General features: G+C 60.8%; 21 protein-coding genes. 18 read left to right on the top strand and 3 right to left on the bottom strand.

Annotation, left to right across the window (positions count from 1 at the left end; genetic code table 11):
- The 15 genes from WD430_RS15270 (at position 1) to WD430_RS15200 (ending at position 13,834) form a co-directional block, all read left to right on the top strand.
- The gene (locus WD430_RS15270) at positions 1-393 is read left to right on the top strand and encodes a 30S ribosomal protein S8 (RefSeq protein ID WP_339103283.1); all 393 of its coding nucleotides are present in this window, start codon (positions 1-3) and stop codon (positions 391-393) included.
- Between the two features lie 2 nt (positions 394-395).
- Positions 396-929: a 50S ribosomal protein L6 gene (locus WD430_RS15265; protein WP_339103282.1), complete on the top strand. Its 534-nt coding sequence runs from the start codon at positions 396-398 to the stop codon at positions 927-929.
- Between the two features lie 3 nt (positions 930-932).
- A complete protein-coding gene (locus WD430_RS15260; RefSeq protein WP_339103281.1) occupies positions 933-1,643 on the top strand; it encodes a 50S ribosomal protein L32e in 711 nt (236 codons plus the stop codon).
- Positions 1,636-2,085 (top strand): 50S ribosomal protein L19e, encoded by a 450-nt coding sequence (locus WD430_RS15255; protein ID WP_008894877.1) that lies wholly within the window; start codon positions 1,636-1,638, stop codon positions 2,083-2,085. Before WD430_RS15260 ends, WD430_RS15255 begins: the two co-directional genes overlap by 8 nt.
- Entirely contained in the window at positions 2,085-2,633 is a 549-nt protein-coding gene (locus WD430_RS15250) for a 50S ribosomal protein L18 (protein WP_012943402.1), read from the top strand. Before WD430_RS15255 ends, WD430_RS15250 begins: the two co-directional genes overlap by 1 nt.
- Complete coding sequence (locus tag WD430_RS15245) at positions 2,630-3,289, top strand: 30S ribosomal protein S5 (RefSeq protein WP_339103280.1); 660 nt, start codon at positions 2,630-2,632, stop codon at positions 3,287-3,289. Before WD430_RS15250 ends, WD430_RS15245 begins: the two co-directional genes overlap by 4 nt.
- Positions 3,289-3,756, top strand: coding sequence for a 50S ribosomal protein L30 (locus WD430_RS15240; RefSeq protein WP_339103279.1), 468 nt, complete (start codon positions 3,289-3,291; stop codon positions 3,754-3,756). Before WD430_RS15245 ends, WD430_RS15240 begins: the two co-directional genes overlap by 1 nt.
- A gap of 2 nt (positions 3,757-3,758) precedes the next feature.
- The gene (locus tag WD430_RS15235) at positions 3,759-4,259 is read left to right on the top strand and encodes an uL15m family ribosomal protein (protein ID WP_339103278.1); all 501 of its coding nucleotides are present in this window, start codon (positions 3,759-3,761) and stop codon (positions 4,257-4,259) included.
- A 3-nt stretch (positions 4,260-4,262) separates the two neighbouring features.
- Complete coding sequence (gene secY, locus WD430_RS15230; protein WP_339103277.1) at positions 4,263-5,765, top strand: preprotein translocase subunit SecY; 1,503 nt, start codon at positions 4,263-4,265, stop codon at positions 5,763-5,765.
- A 429-nt stretch (positions 5,766-6,194) separates the two neighbouring features.
- Positions 6,195-6,467 (top strand): hypothetical protein, encoded by a 273-nt coding sequence (locus WD430_RS15225; protein ID WP_339103276.1) that lies wholly within the window; start codon positions 6,195-6,197, stop codon positions 6,465-6,467.
- Positions 6,468-7,297: 830 nt separating this feature from the next.
- Positions 7,298-8,872: a family 16 glycosylhydrolase gene (locus WD430_RS15220; protein ID WP_339103275.1), complete on the top strand. Its 1,575-nt coding sequence runs from the start codon at positions 7,298-7,300 to the stop codon at positions 8,870-8,872.
- 687 nt (positions 8,873-9,559) lie between these two features.
- Positions 9,560-10,822 (top strand): glycosyltransferase family 2 protein, encoded by a 1,263-nt coding sequence (locus WD430_RS15215; RefSeq protein WP_339103274.1) that lies wholly within the window; start codon positions 9,560-9,562, stop codon positions 10,820-10,822.
- Between the two features lie 73 nt (positions 10,823-10,895).
- The gene (locus WD430_RS15210) at positions 10,896-11,837 is read left to right on the top strand and encodes a family 16 glycosylhydrolase (protein ID WP_339103273.1); all 942 of its coding nucleotides are present in this window, start codon (positions 10,896-10,898) and stop codon (positions 11,835-11,837) included.
- A gap of 453 nt (positions 11,838-12,290) precedes the next feature.
- The gene (locus WD430_RS15205) at positions 12,291-13,460 is read left to right on the top strand and encodes a thiolase family protein (protein ID WP_339103272.1); all 1,170 of its coding nucleotides are present in this window, start codon (positions 12,291-12,293) and stop codon (positions 13,458-13,460) included.
- On the top strand, positions 13,457-13,834 hold the full coding sequence (locus WD430_RS15200) for a nucleic acid-binding protein (RefSeq protein WP_339103271.1): 378 nt from the start codon (positions 13,457-13,459) through the stop codon (positions 13,832-13,834). Before WD430_RS15205 ends, WD430_RS15200 begins: the two co-directional genes overlap by 4 nt.
- Before the next feature lie 244 nt (positions 13,835-14,078).
- On the opposite strand, the gene WD430_RS15195 is transcribed toward WD430_RS15200, so the two are convergent.
- Complete coding sequence (locus WD430_RS15195) at positions 14,079-14,342, bottom strand: cytochrome C oxidase subunit IV family protein (protein ID WP_339103270.1); 264 nt, start codon at positions 14,340-14,342, stop codon at positions 14,079-14,081.
- A gap of 143 nt (positions 14,343-14,485) precedes the next feature.
- On the opposite strand from WD430_RS15195, the gene WD430_RS15190 reads away from it, so the two are divergent.
- The 3 genes from WD430_RS15190 to WD430_RS15180 all read left to right on the top strand — a co-directional run bounded on the left by WD430_RS15190 (position 14,486) and on the right by WD430_RS15180 (position 17,087).
- The gene (locus WD430_RS15190; RefSeq protein ID WP_339103269.1) at positions 14,486-15,889 is read left to right on the top strand and encodes a hypothetical protein; all 1,404 of its coding nucleotides are present in this window, start codon (positions 14,486-14,488) and stop codon (positions 15,887-15,889) included.
- Between the two features lie 108 nt (positions 15,890-15,997).
- Positions 15,998-16,315, top strand: coding sequence for a hypothetical protein (locus tag WD430_RS15185; RefSeq protein WP_339103268.1), 318 nt, complete (start codon positions 15,998-16,000; stop codon positions 16,313-16,315).
- A gap of 175 nt (positions 16,316-16,490) precedes the next feature.
- Positions 16,491-17,087 carry a hypothetical protein gene (locus tag WD430_RS15180; protein WP_339103267.1) on the top strand — a complete coding sequence of 199 codons (597 nt, stop codon included), beginning with the start codon at positions 16,491-16,493 and terminating at the stop codon, positions 17,085-17,087.
- Positions 17,088-17,306: 219 nt separating this feature from the next.
- On the opposite strand, the gene WD430_RS15175 is transcribed toward WD430_RS15180, so the two are convergent.
- A complete protein-coding gene (locus WD430_RS15175) occupies positions 17,307-19,781 on the bottom strand; it encodes a cbb3-type cytochrome c oxidase subunit I (protein ID WP_339103266.1) in 2,475 nt (824 codons plus the stop codon).
- On the bottom strand, positions 19,778-20,770 hold the full coding sequence (coxB, locus tag WD430_RS15170; protein WP_339105829.1) for a cytochrome c oxidase subunit II: 993 nt from the start codon (positions 20,768-20,770) through the stop codon (positions 19,778-19,780). Before coxB ends, WD430_RS15175 begins: the two co-directional genes overlap by 4 nt.
- Between the last annotated feature and the right edge of the window lie 436 nt (positions 20,771-21,206).

Here is a 21,206-nt window from a genome sequence, read left to right as displayed (position 1 = left end):
ATGACTGGAAACGATCCACTCAGCAACGCGCTCTCGGGACTCGACAACGCCGAGAGTGTGGGACATCTCAGCCACGAGGTAACGCCCGCCTCGAACGAGATCGGCAGCGTGCTCGAGGTCTTCTACGACCGCGGGTACATCGACGGCTTCGAGTACGTCGACGACGGCAAAGCCGGTCAGTTCGAGGTCGAACTGAAAGGAGCGATCAACGAGTGTGGCCCCGTTAAGCCCCGCTACAGCGTCGGTGCCGAGGACTTCGAGAAGTGGGAGAAGCGCTATCTCCCCGCTCGAGACTTCGGTGCGCTCGTCGTCACGACGAGCAGTGGCATCATGAGCCACTACGAGGCGCGTGAGCAGGGAATCGGCGGCCAGGTGATCGCATACGTCTACTAACAATGCGAGTCGAACTGGAAACCCCTGACAACGTAACCGTCGAGATCGACCACCTCGACGTGACCGTCGAGGGACCGGAGGGGAGCGTCACGCGACGCCTCTGGTACCCCGACGTGAGCGTCGACGTCGAAGGCGACAGCGTGGTAATCGAAAGCGAGTCCGAGGACGCGAAGACCAACGCGACCGTCGGCACCTTCGAGAGCCACCTCACCAACGCCTTCCACGGCGTGACCGAGGGCTGGGAGTACAAGATGGAAGTCTTCTACTCTCACTTCCCGATGCAGGTCCGCGTGGAGGGCGACGAGGTCGTCATCGAGAACTTCCTCGGCGAAAAGGCAGCGCGACGAACGACTATCCACGGTGACACCGAGGTCGACGTCGACGACGAAGTCGTCGTCCTCTCGGGTCCGAACAAGGAAGACGTCGGCCAGACGGCGGCCGACATCGAGCAGCTGACGCGCGTCAGCGGCAAGGACACCCGCATCTTCCAGGACGGGGTCTACATCACCGAGAAACCCGCGACCGGAGGTGCCTGATAGATGGCAGACGAAGAACCACAGGAACTCGAGGACATCAGCGGCGTCGGCGCGAGTAAGGCCGACGCACTGCGCGATGCCGGCTTCGAGTCCATCGAGGACGTCAAAGAGGCCGACCAGGACGACCTGGCCGAGGCCGACGGTATCGGGAACGCACTCGCCGCACGTATCAAGGCCGACGTCGGTGACCTCGAGGTCACCGAGGAGACCGAGGCCGAGATCGAGGACGAGGGCGCCGAGGAGGAAGCGCCGGAGGAGGACGTCGAGACGGAGCTTCAGCCCCGCGGGCTGACCGAGAAGACGCCCGATCTCTCCGAGGACGAACAACGGCTGCTCAACCGCCGCAAGAGCGAGGGCAAGCCGCAGTTCAACCGACAGGACTACCACAAGAAAAAGCGGACGCCCGAATCCTGGCGACGCCCGCGCGGCCAGCTGTCGAAGCAGCGCCGCGGCGTCAAGGGCAAGGGTCCGAAGGTCCAGGCCGGCTACCGCACGCCCACGGCCGTCCGGGGCAAACACCCCAGCGGCTTCGAGGAAGTCTACGTCGAGAACACGGACGACCTCGAGGGCGTCGACGGCGACAGCGAGGCGGTCCGAATCGCCTCCTCGGTCGGCGCGCGCAAGCGCGAACGGATCGAGGAGCAGGCCGAGGAACAGGGCGTTCGCGTCCTGAACCCGACTTACGAGGAAGTCGAGGTGGAATCCAATGACTGATCTCTCCGCACAGAAGCGACTCGCAGCCGACGTCCTCGACGTCGGCGAGAACCGCGTCTGGCTCGACCCCGAAGCCCAGAGCGACATCGCCGAGGCGATCACTCGCGACGAGATACGCGAACTCGTCGACGAGGGTCGCATTCAGGCCGACGACGCGAAGGGCAATTCCCGCGGCCGCGCTCGCGAACGCAACGAGAAGCGCGCCTACGGCCACCGCAAGGGCCCGGGCAAGCGCCGCGGCAAGAAGGGCGCCCGCCAGAACGAGAAGGAAGAGTGGCAGGACAAGATTCGCGCACAGCGACGGAAGCTGCGTGACCTCCGCGACAAGGGCGAAATCACGCCCACGCAGTACCGCGAGCTCTACAAGAAGGCTGGCGGCGGAGAGTTCCGTAGCGTCCGGTACCTGATGAACTACATCGACGACAACTACGGTGACCAATAATGGCGACAGGACCACGATACAAAGTTCCGATGCGGCGTCGCCGTGAGGTCCGGACGGACTACCATCAGAGGTTGCGCCTGCTGAAATCGGGCAAACCGCGCCTCGTCGCTCGCAAGAGCAACAAGCACACTACGGCGCAGCTGATCACCCCCGGACCACAGGGCGACGAGACGCTCGCGAGCGCACACTCGAGCGATCTCGAGGAGTACGGCTGGGAAGCACCCACGAGTAACATTTCCGCGGCCTACCTGACCGGCCTGCTGGCCGGCCAGCGAGCCGTCGAGGCGGGTGTCGAGGAAGCGGTACTCGACATCGGTCTCAACACCGCGACGCCCGGCAACAAGGTGTTCGCGGTACAGGAGGGGGCGATCGACGCCGGCCTCGAGATCCCGCACAACGACAGCGTGCTCGCGGACTGGTCGCGTACCCGCGGCGAACACATCGCCGAGTACGCCGAGCAGCGAGACGAGCCGCTCTACAGCGGTGACTTCGACGCAACGGATCTACCAGAACACTTCGACGAGGTACGAGAGGCGATCCTCGAATGAGCGCAAACGACTACAACGACGACGGATGGCAGCCGGTCACCCGTCTCGGCCGGATGGTCCAGGAGGGCGACATCGACACGATGGACGACGCCCTCGCTTCGGGCCTCCCGCTGAAGGAGCCCGAGATCGTCGACCAGCTCCTGCCGGGGCTGGACGACGAAGTGCTGGACATCAACATGGTCCAGCGCATGACCGACTCCGGACGCCGCGTGAAGTTCCGATGTGTCGTCGTCGTGGGCAACCGCGACGGCTACGTCGGCTACGCGGAGGGCCGAGACGATCAGGTCGGTTCCGCCATCCAGAAGGCGATCGGTATCGCGAAGCTGAACATGATCAAGGTGCCCCGCGGCTCCGGGTCGTGGGAGGACCGCTCGGACCGACCCCACTCGCTGACCCGAAAGACGACCGGCAAGGCCGGCTCCGTCGAGGTCGAGGTCATCCCCGCCCCCGAGGGGCTGGGACTGGCCGCCAGCGACACGGTTCGACACGTCCTCGAGCTGGCCGGCATCGAGAACGCCTGGACCAAGAGCCACGGCAACACTCGAACGACGGTCAACCTCGCGAAAGCGACGTTCAACGCGCTCGAGAACGCCTCCCAGTCGCGTCACCCGCGACGGCGGAGCGCCGCTCGAGACGAAGCCGAGGTGAGTGAGTAATGAAGGCTGTCGTGCAGGTACGCGGTGAGGTGAACCGACAGGAAGACGTCGAGGACACGCTGCAGATGCTCAACATCCACAGCGTCAACCACTGTGCGCTCGTCCCCGAGACCGACACCTACACGGGGATGATCCACAAGGTCAACGACTACGTCGCCCACGGCGAACCCGACGCCGAGGTGCTCGAGACCGTGCTCGAAAAGCGCGCCGAGCCCCTCGAGGGCGACCAGTCGGACGTCGACGCGGAGTGGCTGGCCGACAACACCGACTACGACGACTTCGGTGACCTGGCCGACGCGCTCCTGGCCGAGGAGACGACGCTGCGCGAGCAGGGGCTGTCGCCGACGCTGCGACTCCACCCCCCGCGTGGCGGTCACGAGGGTATCAAGAAACCGACGGCCGAGGGCGGTCAACTCGGAAAGCATACAACGGGGCAGATTAACGACCTGCTAGAATCGATGCGATAACCATGACGAGTAAAAAACGACGCCAGCGCGGATCGCGAACGCACAGCGGCGGTTCCCACAAGAACCGACGCGGTGCGGGCCACCGCGGTGGTCGCGGCCGTGCCGGACGCAGCAAACACGAATTCCACAACTACGAACCGAAGGGGAAACACGGCTTCAAGCGCCCCCACGACATCCGCGAAGAGGTCGCGGAGATCGACGTCCAGAAGTTAGACGAGGACGCGATCCTCTACGTCGCCGAGGGGCAGGCCGAAGAGACCGACGACGGCTACGCGATCGACGCCCGCGATGTCGTCGAGGACGGCCACGAGGTCGACAAGGTGAAAGTCCTCGGTTCCGGACAGGTCCGCAACGCCCTCGAGGTAACGGCGGACGCCTTCTCGGATGCAGCCGAGGAGAAACTCGAGGCCGCCGGCGGCGAGGCGGTGCTTACGGAACGAGCGCAGGCTGACGCTGAGGACGACTCCGAAGCGGACGCCGACGCCGAACAGGACGAGGAATAACATATGGGATGGAAGGAAGCCGCCGAACCGGTCTTGACGCGGATGCCCACAGTGCGCCGTCCGGAGGGACACGTTCCCTTCAAGCGCAAGCTCATGTGGACGGCCGGCATCCTCGTGTTGTACTTCTTCCTCACGAACATCGCGCTGCTCGGGGTGCAAACCGGAGGGGCCAACGACCTCTTCGGCCAGTTCCGCTCGGTACTGGCCGGCGAGATGGGCTCGATCCTGCAGGTCGGTATCGGACCGATCGTCACCGCGAGCATCGTCTTGCAGTTGCTCGGTGGAGCGAACCTGCTCGGTCTCGACACGGACGACCCGCGTGATCAGGTGCTCTACCAGGGACTGCAGAAGCTGCTCGTCGTCATCATGACGGCGCTGACCGCGCTCCCGATGGTGTTCGCCGGCGACTTCCTTCCGGCCATGCAGTCGTTGAGCCTCGGCGGTCTCCAGTTCGATCAGACGCAGGTCCAGTTGCTGATCTTCGCCCAGATCTTCGCCGGCGGGATCCTCCTGCTGTACATGGACGAAGTCGTCAGCAAGTGGGGCGTCGGTAGCGGGATCGGCCTGTTCATCATCGCCAGCGTGAGCCAGAGCCTCGTCACCGGGTTCCTGCAGCCGACCCAGGGCGGGTTCTTCTACAACTGGTACATGATCTTCACCGGCGAAATCCAGGTCGGTTCGCTCGTCTCCAGTGACGGGCTGATGACCCTCCTGGTCACCGACCAGGGCGGACAGCTCATCGCGCTGCTGACGACGCTGCTGATCTTCGGGATCGTCGTCTACGCGGAGTCCGTGCGGGTCGAGATCCCGCTCAGTCACGCCCGCGTCAAGGGCGCCCGCGGTCGCTTCCCCGTGAAGCTCATCTACGCGAGCGTCCTGCCGATGATCCTCGTTCGCGCGCTGCAGGCCAACCTGCAGTTCATCGGCCAGATCCTCGCCACGCAGGGCGGCGGCAACGGCGAAGGGCCGATCGTACTGTTCGGACGCGAACTGGCGTGGCTCGGCACCTACTCTAACGGACAGCCCGACGGCGGGTTCTTCTACTACTTCGCGCCGATCTACTCGCCGGCCGACTGGATGTGGTTCACGGCCGACGTCGGCCAAGAGGCCTGGCAGGTGCTGATCCGGATGTCCATCGACGTGACGTTCATGGTCGTCGGCGGCGCGGTGTTCGCCATCTTCTGGGTCGAGACGACCAACATGGGCCCCGAAGCCACCGCGAAACAGATCCAGAACTCCGGGATGCAGATCCCCGGCTTCCGACAGAACGTCGGCGTCATCGAGAAGGTCATGGAGCGGTACATCCCGCAAGTGACCGTCATCGGTGGCGCGCTGGTCGGCCTGCTGGCCGTCTGGGCGAACATGCTCGGTACCATCGGCGGCGTCACCGGGACCGGCCTGCTGCTGGCCGTCTCCATCACCTACAAGCTCTACGAGGAGATCGCCGAAGAGCAGATGATGGAGATGCACCCGATGATGCGCGAGATGTTTGGAGGAGGGGATTAACCCCTACTCAACGCGGCACCCCTTGCCGCTAAGTTGAGGTAGAGGCAGAGGCAGAGGAATTCTCACGCGCATTTTCGGGCCGTATCTCCCGGCTCGTGAAACCGTTCGGGGCGTTCTAGGTCTCTGGGGGCGTCGATACGTAGGACTCTCAGCTGCTCTTGCCCTTGAATCCTCCCTATATTCACCGTCAGTCTCATCGAGAGTATCGCCGATATTCCCACGTTTCGATCTGATCAATCCTGGTGGGTCACCATTTTTCTCGATATGGATGTGATGGCCACATTCGTGCTTCTGCTTGGAAGTTTGGCTGTGTACTTCCATCGCATCTTATATTGATTCCAGAAAACCTTGCCACGGTATTGGAATGGCCATACCCCACCACACGTGCATACGGAACCGAGAATCGAAACAAAAACTGCTGATCAATCAGTGGCAGACGTGTTCGGTGAAGCCGAGAGGAAGGCACGAATTTGGTTTGGGATCAGTGCTGGGGTTTTCATTGTGTTTGGCTCCTTATTTCTTGGATTCGAGGAATTCTTCGGGATAACTGAGGTTCTACCCGAGTTCCAGGGAGAGATCGTATCAGATGATAGTCCTATAGGAATAATAACTAGAATATTAAGTATGCTACTGGAGTTGGGGAAATGTATGATTTTATGGGAGAACTGGCCGGGAATACGCTCCTTGGTAGGATTTTCGTGAACGAGTCCGCAGCATTGTTTGCTGTTGGGTTACGAAACTGGATGTATTCCTTTGAGCATATTAACTACGTTTATGCGGAAGATTCGAACGAACGTCCGTGTCGATAAACCTTCTATTTGGGTTTCTCTATACTTGCAGTACTCCTCAGTACACCTCTTATTCTGATTCTGATCGCTGTAGAATTCACGGGCGTGTAGGAATCTCTCGCCTCGAGTCAGTCCGTGAGTGCGAACATCACGTACAACACGACGAAAACGAGCGCGAGCGCTGTCAATCGAGTGTTTTTCTGCTTCGTAACAGTGAATGTGTGGGGAGTGATTGTTGGTATCGGCGCATCGGGGTGCAGTGGAGGTCAAGATCATGCCATATTCGCCGCTGGTCGCGCGGCTGAAGAGATAGAGCCGTCGACGAGTGTGGAAGGGACCACACTCCAGTTTGCGATAATCGTCAGGAAGTGAGGTGAGGAGAAGTCCGACATCGTCGCCTGACCAGCAGGGGACGGAGGTGAACTGCGTTGGTTGTACGTGATACGGAAGTCGCGTTCGTTGCTGTAATGGTCTTTCTTCGGTAGCGGCTTCGAATTCTTCGCAGATGAACCTCAGTGGTGGTAACGCACCTGCGAAGTACGCCAGTGTATCCACATGCCAGAAATCACCTGTATTGGGACTCTCAGTCCGGTGTGGAGGTGGCGTTTGATCGCATTGGCGGGTTTGATATTGACCACATGGACGCTGAGCGCGGTATGGAACACCTCATAATAAGTGAATATATCAATAGAAAGATATTCACGTATGCAATTTCTTCACTATATAACTGGTGTATGACGATAAATGAATGACTCACGAAGACGTGCACTTCTAAAATCCGCCGTCGGCGTGCTTTCCGTAACTGGAATCGGTTGTGCCGCCGCAAAGCAATATAAAAAATCGCAAGGAAAAGACTGGAAAAAGAGTGAGGACGAGGGAACAACAGATGAGTCGTCCGACACCGATATTGTGGAAGAAGAGCAAACAGATTTCGTGACTGGGGACAATCCCGACGGCCCCGCGGGAGAGTGGTCGCTTCGCCTCGACGAACAGTGGAACGAGTTCGATACCTCTCGTTGGGGGGTCGGGTTTATCGACCACGAGGACTGGATTCCAGACGACGATGCATCTGTCAGCCCCGAGCACGTTGTCGTCGAGGATAATCAGTGCCGTCTCTTGATTGAATCTACAGGAACGGGGCCAGATGGGTGTTACCAAGGAGTGATCAACTCGAGTACGGGAGGTGAAGGATGGCATCCATCAGAAGGCGTTCCGATCGATCCCGCCGCGGGAGAAGGAGGGCAGTACATGGAAGCCCGAATCAAGATGCCCGGTCGAACGGGTATTCTTCCCGGATTTTGGGGCCACGCGGCGAACATGAACTGGCCACCGGAGATCGACGTTGTCGAACTGTTCCAGTATGGCGACAACCCATCGCGCGAGCGCCAAACGCTGCATACGAACGCCCACTGGACCTCAAGCACCGAACCGGGAGATATGGATACTCATCTCCACAATGGTAACGCGACTGAGACGGGGATTGATCTCACTGAGACATTTAACACGTACGGCTGTGCGTGGTTCGAAGACCGCATTGAATGGTATTTCAATGGCGAACACGTCATCACGCGGGATTCGCCCGATGAACTGCTAGAGACGTTGAACCACGAGGACGCCCGGCCGTTTGGATTAATTTTCTCAAATCACGTGAATCGTATCGGCGAAGCCGACCTCTACGACCCGTGGACTGAGGAGATGGTAATCGATTGGGTTCGTGTCTGGGATTTCGACGGTGAAAGCGATGAAAATAGCTCGGAAGAGACCAACGAGACGGACGAATCTGACGAGTGGATAATCCTCGACAATTTCGACGGAGGAGAGTTCGGAGAGTGGTACACAACGGGCGCATGGGGCGTCAGCAGTGATGTGGCGTCGTCTGGATCGCACTCAGCCGTCACCAATATCCCATGGTCCGTATTGACATGGGACGGTCAACCTGCGTTCGAACGCGGGACAACGCTGCAGTTTGACTTCGCGTTCGATCACTCGGATACACAGCAATTGAACTGCCGCTTCGGTGACGCGAGCAGGGTGGTCGGCGACTGCTACCGATTGGATATTCATCGTGATCAGATCGCACTGCTCGATACTGCAGGATGGGGCTGGCTCGGTGGCGATGGCACATACGCGAACGGAACTGCGCTTGAGTTATATACTGCAGAAATCAAATTCAGTGAGGAAGAGATCCGCATCCGGGTAGATGGTGAGACCGACGGTACGATCACCGTTGCGGATTCGAGCTACGACGGCGGCGTTCTGCACTTCGATATTGACACCGGTGGTGTCTATATCGATGAAGTGCGGGTTCGGACACCGTAATCGATCATTACCCAGTAAACTTAGCTTTTTGCTGTTGGCGGGAATGAGTGACCGGGCAGAGGGACCGTCTCTTTTTGCTGTTTGAGTGGATGTTGTCGAATTCTCCGCTGGTTAGTTGAGAGAAGGAGGATATGTCTTGAGCGCAATATCGTTGTTCTCCAGTAAAACGCCACTCTTAATGCTCGCAAAAAATATTGCTCGGCAACCAAGCTTATATTATGTCTATGTGAAGATTCCCTATCATAACTGGTGAGATATACAATGATGAGAGTTTTCGTAAACGGTCGAAATCACGAAGAGTTTCATCTGCCCACCGCAAGACTACACCTTGTAACGTCCTTCTCGTTTTTAACACATAGCGCGGCAGGCTGGTGATAGTGACGCTTGATAGTACGCGGACTGAGCTTCGTCAGCAGGAGAGTGCACAATGAGTCGCCCCCGGAATACCCGAAACGCACTGGTCAAATGCCTCCCATGTGGCGCGCCGACAACCCTGACAGCCGATGGAGGCTGTCTCTGTGTCGAGTGCGGTAGGGAACTGTGGTCCGGGAAGAAGAACATCACCACCCCTTCTGAGAACGACTAGCGAATGGAGGGCCTATCTCTGATCACAGTGCAGGCGTGTAGCGTCTGCGACGGCCGTGCTGTATCTCGAAAGTTCGATTGTATGACAGAAAATCCTAGAGCATGATCGGTTTAAACCTGTACGAATCAATCGTTGTATTGTTTATAATTACACAAGGAATCTACTTCGTCAATAACCTCGGGGTCATTTCATTATATCTCAAACCGAAAGAGATCGTCCCCACCCGCGAACCAGACGAGTACCCCCACGTCAACGTACTGATCGCCGCACATAAAGAGCGACGAGAGATAATCGAGGACACCCTCGAAGACGTCCACGCGGCAGACTATCCCGCCGACCGTGTCACGGCGTACCTGATCTACGAGGAAAACGACGACGTGATCGGCGAATACGCGTCCGACCTCGATATTGAGACAGTGCTGGTCAAGGAAGATGATCCAGTGTGGGAGCGTATCGAACAAGAGCGGGGAAAAGAAGCAGTGACAATGCCACGCAACAAGGCCCGCGCCCTCACGTACACATTGTACACACGCGACTTCGAGGGGATCGTCACCGTCCTCGACGCGGACACTCGATTCGATCCGGGGCTGTTCAAACATGGTGTTGTTGGGCTCGAGGATTACGATATCGTGCAGGCGAAACAAACAGTCCGGAATATTGGCGACGGGTGGTTGCCGATGCTCGAATCGATGGGCGTTGCAACGTGGTGTAAGACAGTGTACGAGCGGACGTCAACGAAACCGTACCAACTGCTCGGCAAGGCATATTTCCTCCGCGCGGAGGATCTCTACGAGCTAGGTGGCTGGAATCCCTACACCATCACGGAGGACATGTACCTCGGCATCGAAGCGTACAAACACGGATTCTCGCACGGAATCATCGACGTGTACATCGAAGACTTGTGTCCGAAAACGCTCGATGCATGGCTCACCCAGAAAACGCGCTGGGTGCACGGGCCATACGAAGTACTCACCGCGTCGCTGCTGAATTGGCGGGAGAAACTCCAGTTCATGAACTACACTGTAACGAGCCAGATTATCTCTATGACCAATATCATCGGAGTTCCGGTTGGCATTGCTGTCCTCGTTCTCACGCTCCTTGGAAGCGCACCAGCACTTCCGCTTGTCGTGACGGGAATCGTAACGGCGAACCTCCTCGTCTGGCTCCACCACGTCTATCGCTCCTACAGCGAGAGCAGGCGCGCGATAGACTTCGAGAGTACCACCCAAGCCATCAAGTTCTACTCGCTCTCCAACATCCTCACGCAACTCCTGTACGCGACGCTGTGGACGTTCCCGATCCTGTTCGCGCTCAAGGCCACGATCCAAAAGCGAACGCTAACGTTCGAGGTGACTCCCAAGTAATACCCAATTACGCTATACCCTCTCAATCCCGTTGGATAATGCGTAAACAAAGGCAGCCCCAACGTCTACTCCAATGACTTCCAGCCGCCGAAACGTCCTCGTGAAAGGCACTGTCGGGGTTTCAACTCTCGCGGGCATCGGCTGGTTCGCAAACCGTCGCCTCAACAACGATGTCGCTACCAGCGATTTGGCCCCACCACCAGAACGCCAAGAGGAAAACTGGACGCTTCGTCTCGACGAACAATGGGACGGAAACGAATTAGACCGCTCACGCTGGGCAATCAGCTTTATTGATAACAGCAATGCGATTCCGGATGACGACGCAGCCGTGAGCGAAGATCACGTTGTCGTGGATGGTAATCAGTGCCGCCTCCAGGTCGAATCACAGGGAATTGGACCAGATGGCTGCTATCAGGGGGTGCTCAATTCCAGCACCTACGGACTGGACTGGCACCCCCCAGAAGGAATTCCAGTGAATCCAGTGAAGGGCGGCGGGGGACAGTATATGGAAGCGCGAATGCAGATGCCCGGCCGAACCGGCATCCTTCCCGGGTTCTGGGCGATGCCTGCGAATACGAATTGGCCGCCCGAGATTGACGTGGTTGAACTCTTTCAGCAAGGAGATACTCCTGAAAGCGAGCGACAAACCTTCCAAACGGACGCCCACTGGACGCAGAGCACTGAGCCCGGCGATCAGGATACACATGCCCACGACACGCACTCAACGGAAACAGAGATCGATCTTACCGAGACGTTCAACACGTATGGTTGTGCGTGGTTCGAAGACCGCATTGAATGGTACTTTAACGGAGACCACATCAACACACGAGATGGTCCATCAGAACTGTTTGCGACATTAAACAATGGGGCCGCCCTCCCGTTTGGACTCATCTTCTCGAACCATGTCAACCGCTTCGGCAACGCAAACCTAAACGAAGAATGGATCGAAGAGATGGTAATTGATTGGGTACGAGTGTGGGACCTCGCCGAAGAATCCGGCGATTCTGAAGGTTAGAAGAGTCAATGGGTAGATTCTGCAGAGCAGCGTCAAAGCCAATAACACAGGCATGTAGACGTTGATCTTCACTCCATTCAAGACGGTCATGACGAGCTACGCGGCTATATTGATGACATCCATGAGGAATCTCTCCCGGCGTTGAACCGTCGATTTAAATGCGGAAATATTCACCTTCTTTTTAGATTTTATTGGCTTTTATCGGTTGATGCGCGAGATGTTCGGCGGCGACCAACGGACTCCATTTCTTCTCGCCGTTCTCGACACCCACCAGCGACGGCGCTCGGTGCGTTCCCCGAGAGTCGAGGCGCCACCGTCCGTCTCGAGACGATGCCCGCCAGATGATCGTCTCGAGCGGTGACCGAACGGAAGTAAATAGCTTCTGCGCCGTCTCACCTGCTGTCGCAAGGCCGTGTTTTTACGCTGAACTTCGTGGTACTCGTCGTCTACGGGATGACAACAGCACAAGATGTAGCAGTCATCGGCGCATCGATGACCCAGTTCGGGCAACGCGAGGGAGAGTGGATCCTCGACCTCCTTTCGGAGGCCGGCCTCGAGTGTCTGGCGGACGCGGGTGCCGACGCCAGCGACGTCGACCATCTGTACGTGTCGAATATGGCCAGCGGCGAGTTCGAGGGCATGACGGGCGTGATGAACGCCCTCGTTCACGACCTCGGCGCGATGCCGGCGTACACCCAGCGCGTCGACCAGACCAGCTCGAGCGGCGGCGCAGGCATGTACGCTGCCTGGCAGTCGATCGCCAGCGGCGCCAGCGATATGACGCTGCTCGTCGGCGGCGAGAAGATGACTCATCGGACGACCGGCGAATCGACCGACATCATCGCCTCCGTCGGGCACCCCGTCGAGTACAAACACGGCGTCACGCTCCCCTCGTTCGCCGGGCTGACGGCGCGCAACTACCTCGAGCGGTTCGACGGGCCCCGAGAGAGCCTCGCGTGGGTCGCCGCTAAGAACCACAGGAACGGCGTCGACAACCCCCACGCGCAGTTCCAGAAGGAGGTCGACGTCGAGACGATCCTCGAGTCGCCGATCATCGCCGATCCGCTGCGGCTGTACGACTTCTGTCCGGTCACCGACGGCTCGGCCGCCCTCCTGTTCTGTTCCGAGGAGACCGCTCGGGAGTACACCGACGACTACGTCGTCATTTCGGGCGTCGACGGCGCGACGGACACCCACGTCGTCCACGAGCGCGAGGATCCGACCGTGATGGGCGGCGTCGTCGAGAGCGGGAAGGGCGCCTACGAGATGAGCGGCTACGGCCCCGACGATATCGACGTCGCCGAACTCCACGACATGTTCACTATCCTCGAGTTCCTCCAGATGGAAGGACTCGGCTTTGCCGAGCAGGGCGAAGCGTGGAAACTCGTCGAGGAGGGCTACACCGAGCGTGACACCGGAGAGTTGCCGATCAACACCTCCGGTGGACTCAAGTCGAAGGGTCACCCGCTGGGCGCCAGCGGGGTCGCACAAGGGGTCGAGATCTACGAACAGTTGATCGGAGAAGCGGGGCCGCGACAGGTCGACGCGGACGTCGGCCTCTGCTGTAACGTCGGCGGCTTCGGTAACTGCGTTATCACGACCATCATGGAGGCAGCACGATGACGATGGAAGCGATCCGCTACGAGGACGGTTCGATCAGTTACCCCGGCCACCCGCGCAGTCGCGGCGGTGCGGAACCGGTGGAGACGATCGACCTCAGTGAGTACACCGGTGAAGTCATCACCTGGACGACGAGCACGGCGACGCCCCCCGGCGTCCGCCAACCGAATACCCTCGCCGTCGTCGAGTTCGAGATCGGAGAGACGTCCGACGGTGAGAGCCGGTCGGTCCGCGCGATCGGTCAAGTGACGACCGACGACATCGAGACCGGCGACGAAGTCGAACCCGTGTACGTCGAGGAACTCCGCGAGCCCGATGCCGGCATCCGCGAGCCCGAGAGCCAGGACTGGGACGGCTACCGGTTCGAACCGGTCTGATCCCTGTTCTGTCGCGAACACCCGTGAGCGACAGACGCAGACGTGAAGCCGGTTCGAATCAGGGAGGAGCTTCGCTCCGACCGTGGTTCGAACCGGTCTGAGGACCGCCGCTTCTCGAGCGGTCACGAGAGACGCGCGACTCGAGCGGAGTGCGATCGGACGAAAACCGAGTCGAGGAGAATCGGAGACCGATGGCGGACAGTGCGGGTGGTGGGTACGCCGTCGTCGGTGGCGGCGAACGCGATTACTGGATGGAGTAGCCCGCCGCGATGGTCAGCAGGAAGACCATGAAGACGGCGGTCGCCATCATATAGCTAATCGACCGCGGTTCCTCCTTCAGGTGCTGGAAGTAGCCGGCGATCAGCCCGACCTTGATGATCGCCAGGATGATCGTTCCGATCAGCGCCATCTGGTAGGTGAACGCCTCGAGGTGGAAGAAGACGAACTTCCCCGTCGCCAGCGCCACCAGTGCGATGTATATGAGGGTGTACGTCCGGATGTCAGCCATTGGTGTACAATGCGGATGACGGCCACTTATACCTTCCTCAAACGATCGACGGCGGCGCATTACGGCCCGGCCTCGATGCGATCTCGCGGCCCTCTCTCGAGGGAAGCGACACGTAGATGGGAGCCCAGTCCAACCGTTCACTAATGAGTGGACGTTCGGTGTTCGCCCGCCGGGTCGGGATCGCCTGTGCGCTCGCAGTACTGGCCGTCGCCGCTGGCGCCGGCATCGTCGCGGCGAGTAACGTCGCGGCGGGACTCGGAGGCAGCCGGGGCGACACGTCGGTGCCGACGTGGCTGTACCTCGCGACCGGCGGCGGCGTCATCGGCGCCTCCGCGGTGCTGACGATGCTCGTGACCGATCGGCGGACCATCGGTCGGTTCCACGACGACACGCTCTCCCTGCCGGTCGAGCGGCTCCGGGCGGCCGGCTCGTTGCTCCTCGGAACTGCCGGCGTCGGCGCGCTCGCGTTCGTCGTCGTCGTCGGGCTCATCGGCCCGTCGAACGGCAGTTTCAGCGCGGCCGTCCTGTTGACGTTCGTCGGCGGCCGCGCGCTGCTGACGCTCTTCACGTACGCCGTCGGCAACCCGTGGCCCGCGCTCAACCCGTGGCGGCGAATCGCGACCGTTCTCCCCAACGGCTACGCGACCTATCCCGACCGACTCGGCTCCTGGCCCGCCGTCGGCGCGTTGCTCGCGCTCGTCTGGCTCGAGCTCGTCGCGCCCCTGAGTAGCTCGCCGCGCGCGCTCGTGGCCGTCGTGGTCGCCTACTCGGCGTTCACGATCGCCGGTGCGGTCGCCTTCACCCCCGAGACGTGGTTCCGGAAGGGCGACCCGCTCTCGGTCTGGTTCCGGCTCTACGGCGCCGTCGCGCCGATTCAGCGGACCGACGACGGCCTCGAGCTGCGGTATCCGGGCGCGAGGCTGGGCGAGGACGACGTGGTGACCGACGTCTCGCTGGTCGCGTTCGTGCTCGCGTTAGTCTGGGAGTTGACCTACAGCGGCTTCGTCGTGACCGCCCCCGGCGCTCGGACCGTCACGGCGCTGGTCGAGCTCGGTTTCCCGCCGCGGCTCGTCTATCTCGCGTTGTTGCTGGCCGGGTTCGGTCTCTTCTGGGCGGTCTACTGGATCGCCGCGGAACGCACCCGGGAGCGCGCCGAGACGTACCTCTCGCGGCGATACCTCGGACTCCGATTCGCGGCACCGCTGCTCGCGATCGCCGCGGGCTATCACTTCGCCCACTACGCCGGCTTCTCGATCTCGCTGTGGCCGTCGCTGATCGATACCGTCGCCGCGCCGCTGAACCCGCCCGAGAACCCGACGGAGTACGCCCTGACGTCGTGGTTCGGCTACGTCGAGATCGCCGGGATCCTGATCGGTCACATCCTCGCGGTCTGGCTCTCCCACACCGTCTCGTTCGACCTGTTCCCCGGCAAACTGCAGGCGATCCGGAGCCAGTACCCCTTCATCGTCGTCATGGTCTTCTTTACGATGGTCAGCCTGTACCTCGTCTCGGTGCCCGGCGCGGAAGCGGCGTACGTGCCGAGCTGACCGCGAGGAGTCGGTCCGCGCCACCGCACCGATCGCGACTCGAGGGGCCACGCGTTCGGCGAACACCGGTAGACACTTCTTCGCGTGCTCCCAACGCGAGGCCAACGAATGACCGCCGGGCAACTTACCGACGTCGACCTGCGTCCCGAACCGGTGACGGAGTACGAGTACGACGTCCCGGCCGACGAGACGCCCGAAGCGACCTGTCCCTACTGCGGCCGACCGTTTCGCGACCAGCGGTACGCGACGTACCACCTCGATGTCGCACACGCCGACGAGCTGAGCGACGACGAGCGGGCGGCCGTCGAGGACGTCCGCGACGACGAACAGCACGAACTCTTCACGTTCCACGTCAAGGCCGCCGTCTCCGTGTTCCTCACGTACTTCCTGTTCACCTTCATCTACGCGCTCGTCTGGGCCGGCTGACCGATTCGGCAACTCGACCGAAGCGTTGGACCGGCCGTCTCGTCGCGACGACTGTCTGCCCGCCAGAACATCGTTATTCAGCGACTGCCACTGACGGTAGCCTGGCGCCTCTCTTTCCGGACCCGAGTCGGGGCGATCGGTTGCGATCCCTCGCACTCGCCAGTCTGACGCGACGATGCTGCTCTCGACACCCGTCCTCGCCGGCGGTATCGCTCCCGCTCTCGGCTCCGAGGGTGGGGCCACTGCGACGCCGGTCGACGGCCACGCTGACAACGAGATCTCGGCAAACGAGTCGATCAGGATCGATGACTCGCTCGAGTCGGCCGACGACACGGTCGAGGCCGTGGTTCGACTCGAGGAGCCGACGGTTCCCGACGCGGTCCCGACCGACGACGCCGACGCGTACCTCATCGATTACGCCGAAGAGACGCAGGAACCGTTGCTCGACTACGCCGATCGAACGTCGGGAGTCAGCGTCGAGACCGAGTTCTGGGTGGCCAACGCCGTCTTGCTCACCGTCGACACCGATCGGATCGACCTCGAGACGTTCGCTCGGTTCTCGGCAGTCGAGGCGGTTCACGAGAAGCGACCAGCGCTCCGTCGGGACGACCGGTGGCGAATCGGAGGACGCGAGCACCGCGGAGTCTCAGTCGAGCCTCGCTCCGCTTCGCTGCGGTGTGGCGGTCGTCGCCGCGGTCGACCTCTGGGTCCTCCGGTCGGCGCTCTCGTTCGATCGCGACGACGCGTAGCAGGCGCACTCGATCTCAGTTAGTGGTCCAACAGCGTTTCGAGTCGAGGGTACCGTATTCGTTCCATTACTCGAGTCACAGTCGCCGTCGACCGTCTCTTGCACGACCGTTCTCTCGGCTATCGGCGAACGGCGACGGGCCGGTAACTGATTCCCGTCAGGACACGCGGCTCACGATACCGTCACTCGAGCGAGCGCGTCTCGAAAAAATCGACCGAATCGCGTAGCGAGCCGCGGGGGCCGCTACATCAGGTAGAACAGCGGGAAGAGGAAGACCCAGACGATGTCGACGAAGTGCCAGTAGAGGCCGAAGAACTCCACCGGCCGGTGGTCCTCCAGATAGGCGTCGACGCTGACGATCCGGTAGATCATGAACAGCGCGACGAGCACGCCGAGGAGCACGTGCAGCGCGTGCAGCCCGGTCGTGACGAAGTAGATCGAGTAATCGATCCCGCTGAACCAGTAGTGACCGTCGGCGAACTTGCTGCTGTACTCGAAGGCCTTGACGCCCATGAAGACGAACGCCAACAGGACCGTCGCGACCATCGAGCCGAGCATGGCCTTCTTGTTCTTCCGTTCGGCGAAGGCGAGCGCCAGGATCACGGTGAAACTCGAGGTCAGCAGGACGTAGGTGTTGAACAGCCCTGCCATCGTGATCGTGTCGAGGTGCCAGTTATCCCAGCCGCCGTGGAGGCGCATGAAGACGTACGCCCCGATGGCGCCGCCGAAGACGACGACGTCCGACGCGAGGAAGACCCAGACGCCGAACTTCGTGTTACCGACGCCGCCGAACGGCCAGCGTTCGGCGATGGCCGTCTCGGGCACGTTGAACTCCTCGACGCCGAACTTGAACAGCGAGACGCCGAGGATCCCGACGCCGAGGAGCGTCAGGATCGGATACGTGATACTCGGATCGACTGCGGCGTCGGCGAGGTGCTCCGGCGGGTGATCGGTTCCCTGAATGAACTCGTAGACGTACGGGGTCATTCCGGACAGCCCGAGGAAGAACACGAACGTTCCGAGTCCGATCCCCAGCGGCCAGATGCTGGCGTGATCGGCGTGTTCCTCGTGGGCCGTGTCCGCAGCGGTCGCTTCGTGTCCGGTCGCGACGCCGCCGTCGGTGGCGGCCGCCGCGTCGTCGACGAACTCGAGGCGGCCGCTGGCGTAGCTGGGTCGGTCGGTCCAGTTCTCCAGCGGCGGGGGCGAGGGGATCGCCCACTCGGCGGTGCGGGAGTACTCCCAGGGGTTATCGGGTGCGTCGGGCCCTGTGAGCAGGCTCTTCCCGAGCGTGAAGAACATGATCAGGAACGACGCGCCGAGAACGAACGCCCCGACGGTCGACGCCTGGTGGTAGATCTGTGCGCCCTCGCTGTAGTCGAAGACGCGACGGGGCGTCTCCCAGGCGAGGAACATCGGGAAGTACAGCAGGTTGAACCCGATGAAGTAGACCGCGAAGTTGATCTTTCCGAGGGTCTCGGAGTACATCTTCCCGCTGATTTTCGGCCACCAGTAGTAGATCCCGGCGACCAGCGCGGTGACTCCCGAAACCATCACGTAGTGGAAGTGAGCGACGACCCAGTAGGTGCCCCGGAACTCGTAGTCCAGGACGACGGCGCCGAGGAAGACCCCGGTGATGCCGCCGAGGATGAACAGGACGAGTGCCCCGAGGCTGAACAGGAACGGCGTGGTGAACCGTACGCGTCCCTTGACCATCGTGTAGATCAGCGCGAAGACCATCAGGTCGAAGGGCAGCGAGATCCCGATGGTCGTCGCCATGAACAGCGTCTTGATCTCGAGGTTGATCGCCGTCAGGAACATGTGGTGCATCCAGACGAGGAACGACTGGACCGCGACGAGGACCATCGCGATGATGACCCACTTGCGGCCGACCAGGCGGCGTCCCGTGAACGTCTGGAACGTCTCGAACATGATCCCCAGCGCGGGGAAGAAGACGATGTACACCTCCGGATGCCCGAAGAACCAGAACAGGTGCGCCCACAGCAGACTCGAGCCCTGATCGGTCGAGAAGTACTGCGTGAGCATGACGCGGTCGATCGACAGCAACAGGAGCGCGGCGAGCAGCGCCGCGAACGCGAACAGCATCATCCAGATCGTCAGCAGCCACGACCACGTGAACATCGGCATGTTCCACAGGCCGAGGCCCTCCGCACGCGAACGGTGAATGGTGACGAGGAAGTTCACCGTCCCGATCGTGATCGAGATGACGAACAGCAGGAGCGCGAGTACCGTCGCGTTCCCGCCGGCCGTCGCCTCCATCACCGTGTTAAACGACGGAACGTTCAGCGGCGCGTACATCGTCCAGCCGCCGGCGAACGTCTTCCCCTGGAAGAACGAGACGCCCATCAGAATCCCCGAGAACAGGTAGAACCAGTAGCTCAGGGCGTTCAGTCGGGGGAACGCGAGGTCCTTCGCGCCGATCTGTAGCGGGACGAAGTAGTTCGCGAATCCGGACGCGATCGGCGAGAGGAACCAGAAGACCATCAACAGCCCGTGGGCCGTGACGGCCTGGTTGAACTCCATGTTCTCGAGCAGTCCCGTTCCGCCGGGCACCCAGAGGTGGGCGCGGAAGAGCAGCGCGAGCACCCCTCCGAGCAGGAGGAAGAACAAGGCTGTGGCGATATAGAGGATCCCGACGTCCTTGTGGTTGGTCGTGACCAGCCATCGCTTGACCGACGTCATCGGCGGTAGATCACTCATTCGCCGCCACCTCCGTCTGCGCTCTCGTTGTTTCCGTTTCCATTATCCGTTTCGTTAGCACTTCCGACCGTGAAGGTCTCGCTCGAAGGACGGGTGATCTCGGTCGTCTCCTCGATCGTCTCGTACTGGTCGTCCTCGAACGTGATCGTCACGTTGTACTCACCGCCCTGCTGGAGGTCCTCGTGGTCGAGACTGATCGTCCCGTTCTCGTCGAAGTCGTCGGCGGTGTAGTTGTGCACGAGGTCCTCCTCGTACTGGGCGTTCTCGGTGTGCTCGAGGGTCATCTCGTAGCCCTCGGTGACCGGCGTTTCGTTCTGATCCTCGATCGTGACCTCGAGCGTCAGTTGGTTATTGAGCCACTCGTTGAACGCCTCTTCTTCCATGACCTGAACCGTACCGGTCATGGCCGTGTGTCCTCGACCGCAGAGTTCGAAACATTTGATTTCGTGTTCCGTGCCGGCTTCGTCGGCCATGAACCACGTCTCGTCGTACTCGCCCGGAATTGCGTCGGCTTTCACCCGTAAGTCGGGTACGCCGAACGTGTGCCAGACGTCTCCTGACGTCGTCTCGATTGCGACCGGGTGATCGGCCGGAACGCGCATTGTGGTGCTCGATTCGATGCCGTTCGCGTACTCGAAGTACCAGGCGAAGTTCTCGCCGGTGACTTCGATCTCGACCGGTTCCTCGTCGAACTCGTCCTGGGGATCCTCGACGTACAGGAGCATCCCGTACGTCCAGATCACCAGCGAAATGACGATGACGGCGCTGATACCGAACGATAGGAACAGCTTCTTTCCACCCTTTCCACCTGTCGGTAGTTCCCCGACTGTCGGCAGCGACTCGTCGTCTTTCGCCTCGCCGTCGTCCCGATACTTGTACGCGTTGTACAAGACATACGAGACCACGACGACACCGACGAGCGTCCCGAGTCCGAGAAACACCAGGAAGATGTCCTCGAACACGTCGACGCGTGTCTCCTGCAACGGAATCGGGGTCGTTAGTGCGCTGTAAATTGTGTTCACCTCGTTTGAAGACCGCTTATATGTCGGAGGATGATGGCCGGGAGCACTTATCTATTTGGAAACGGCCCGGTTGTCGCCGCTCACCGGGCATCCGTCCGGTGAATTTGACCGTCCCGGTTTCGTTGCATCGTGCCATCACCTCTCAGTCCCTCAACATTCGGTTAGAGTCGAGGGTCTTTTTTCTGTCGTTGTCCGTCGAAATCGTGTTCTCGCACGGACAGCTTATCGACTGTTCGTCCGCCCGAGAGCGAACGTGTTCGGACCATCGCGCCCGAGGGATCCCGCCGGTACCTTTCACCGTCGGACGAAGGGCCGAATCGAAGGCGCGTTTCGCGCACGCGCGGCGTATTTTCGGACCGGACTATCGGATACCGATCGACCGATCGGCGAGCGGATCGGGGTT

Origin of the sequence: Haloterrigena sp. KLK7 (genome assembly GCF_037914945.1) — an archaeon.
In the GTDB taxonomy this organism is placed as follows: Archaea; Halobacteriota; Halobacteria; order Halobacteriales; family Natrialbaceae; genus Haloterrigena; species Haloterrigena salinisoli.
The sequence above is the reverse complement of the archived record's forward strand: the minus strand, read 5'-3'. Positions and strand labels throughout refer to the sequence as shown.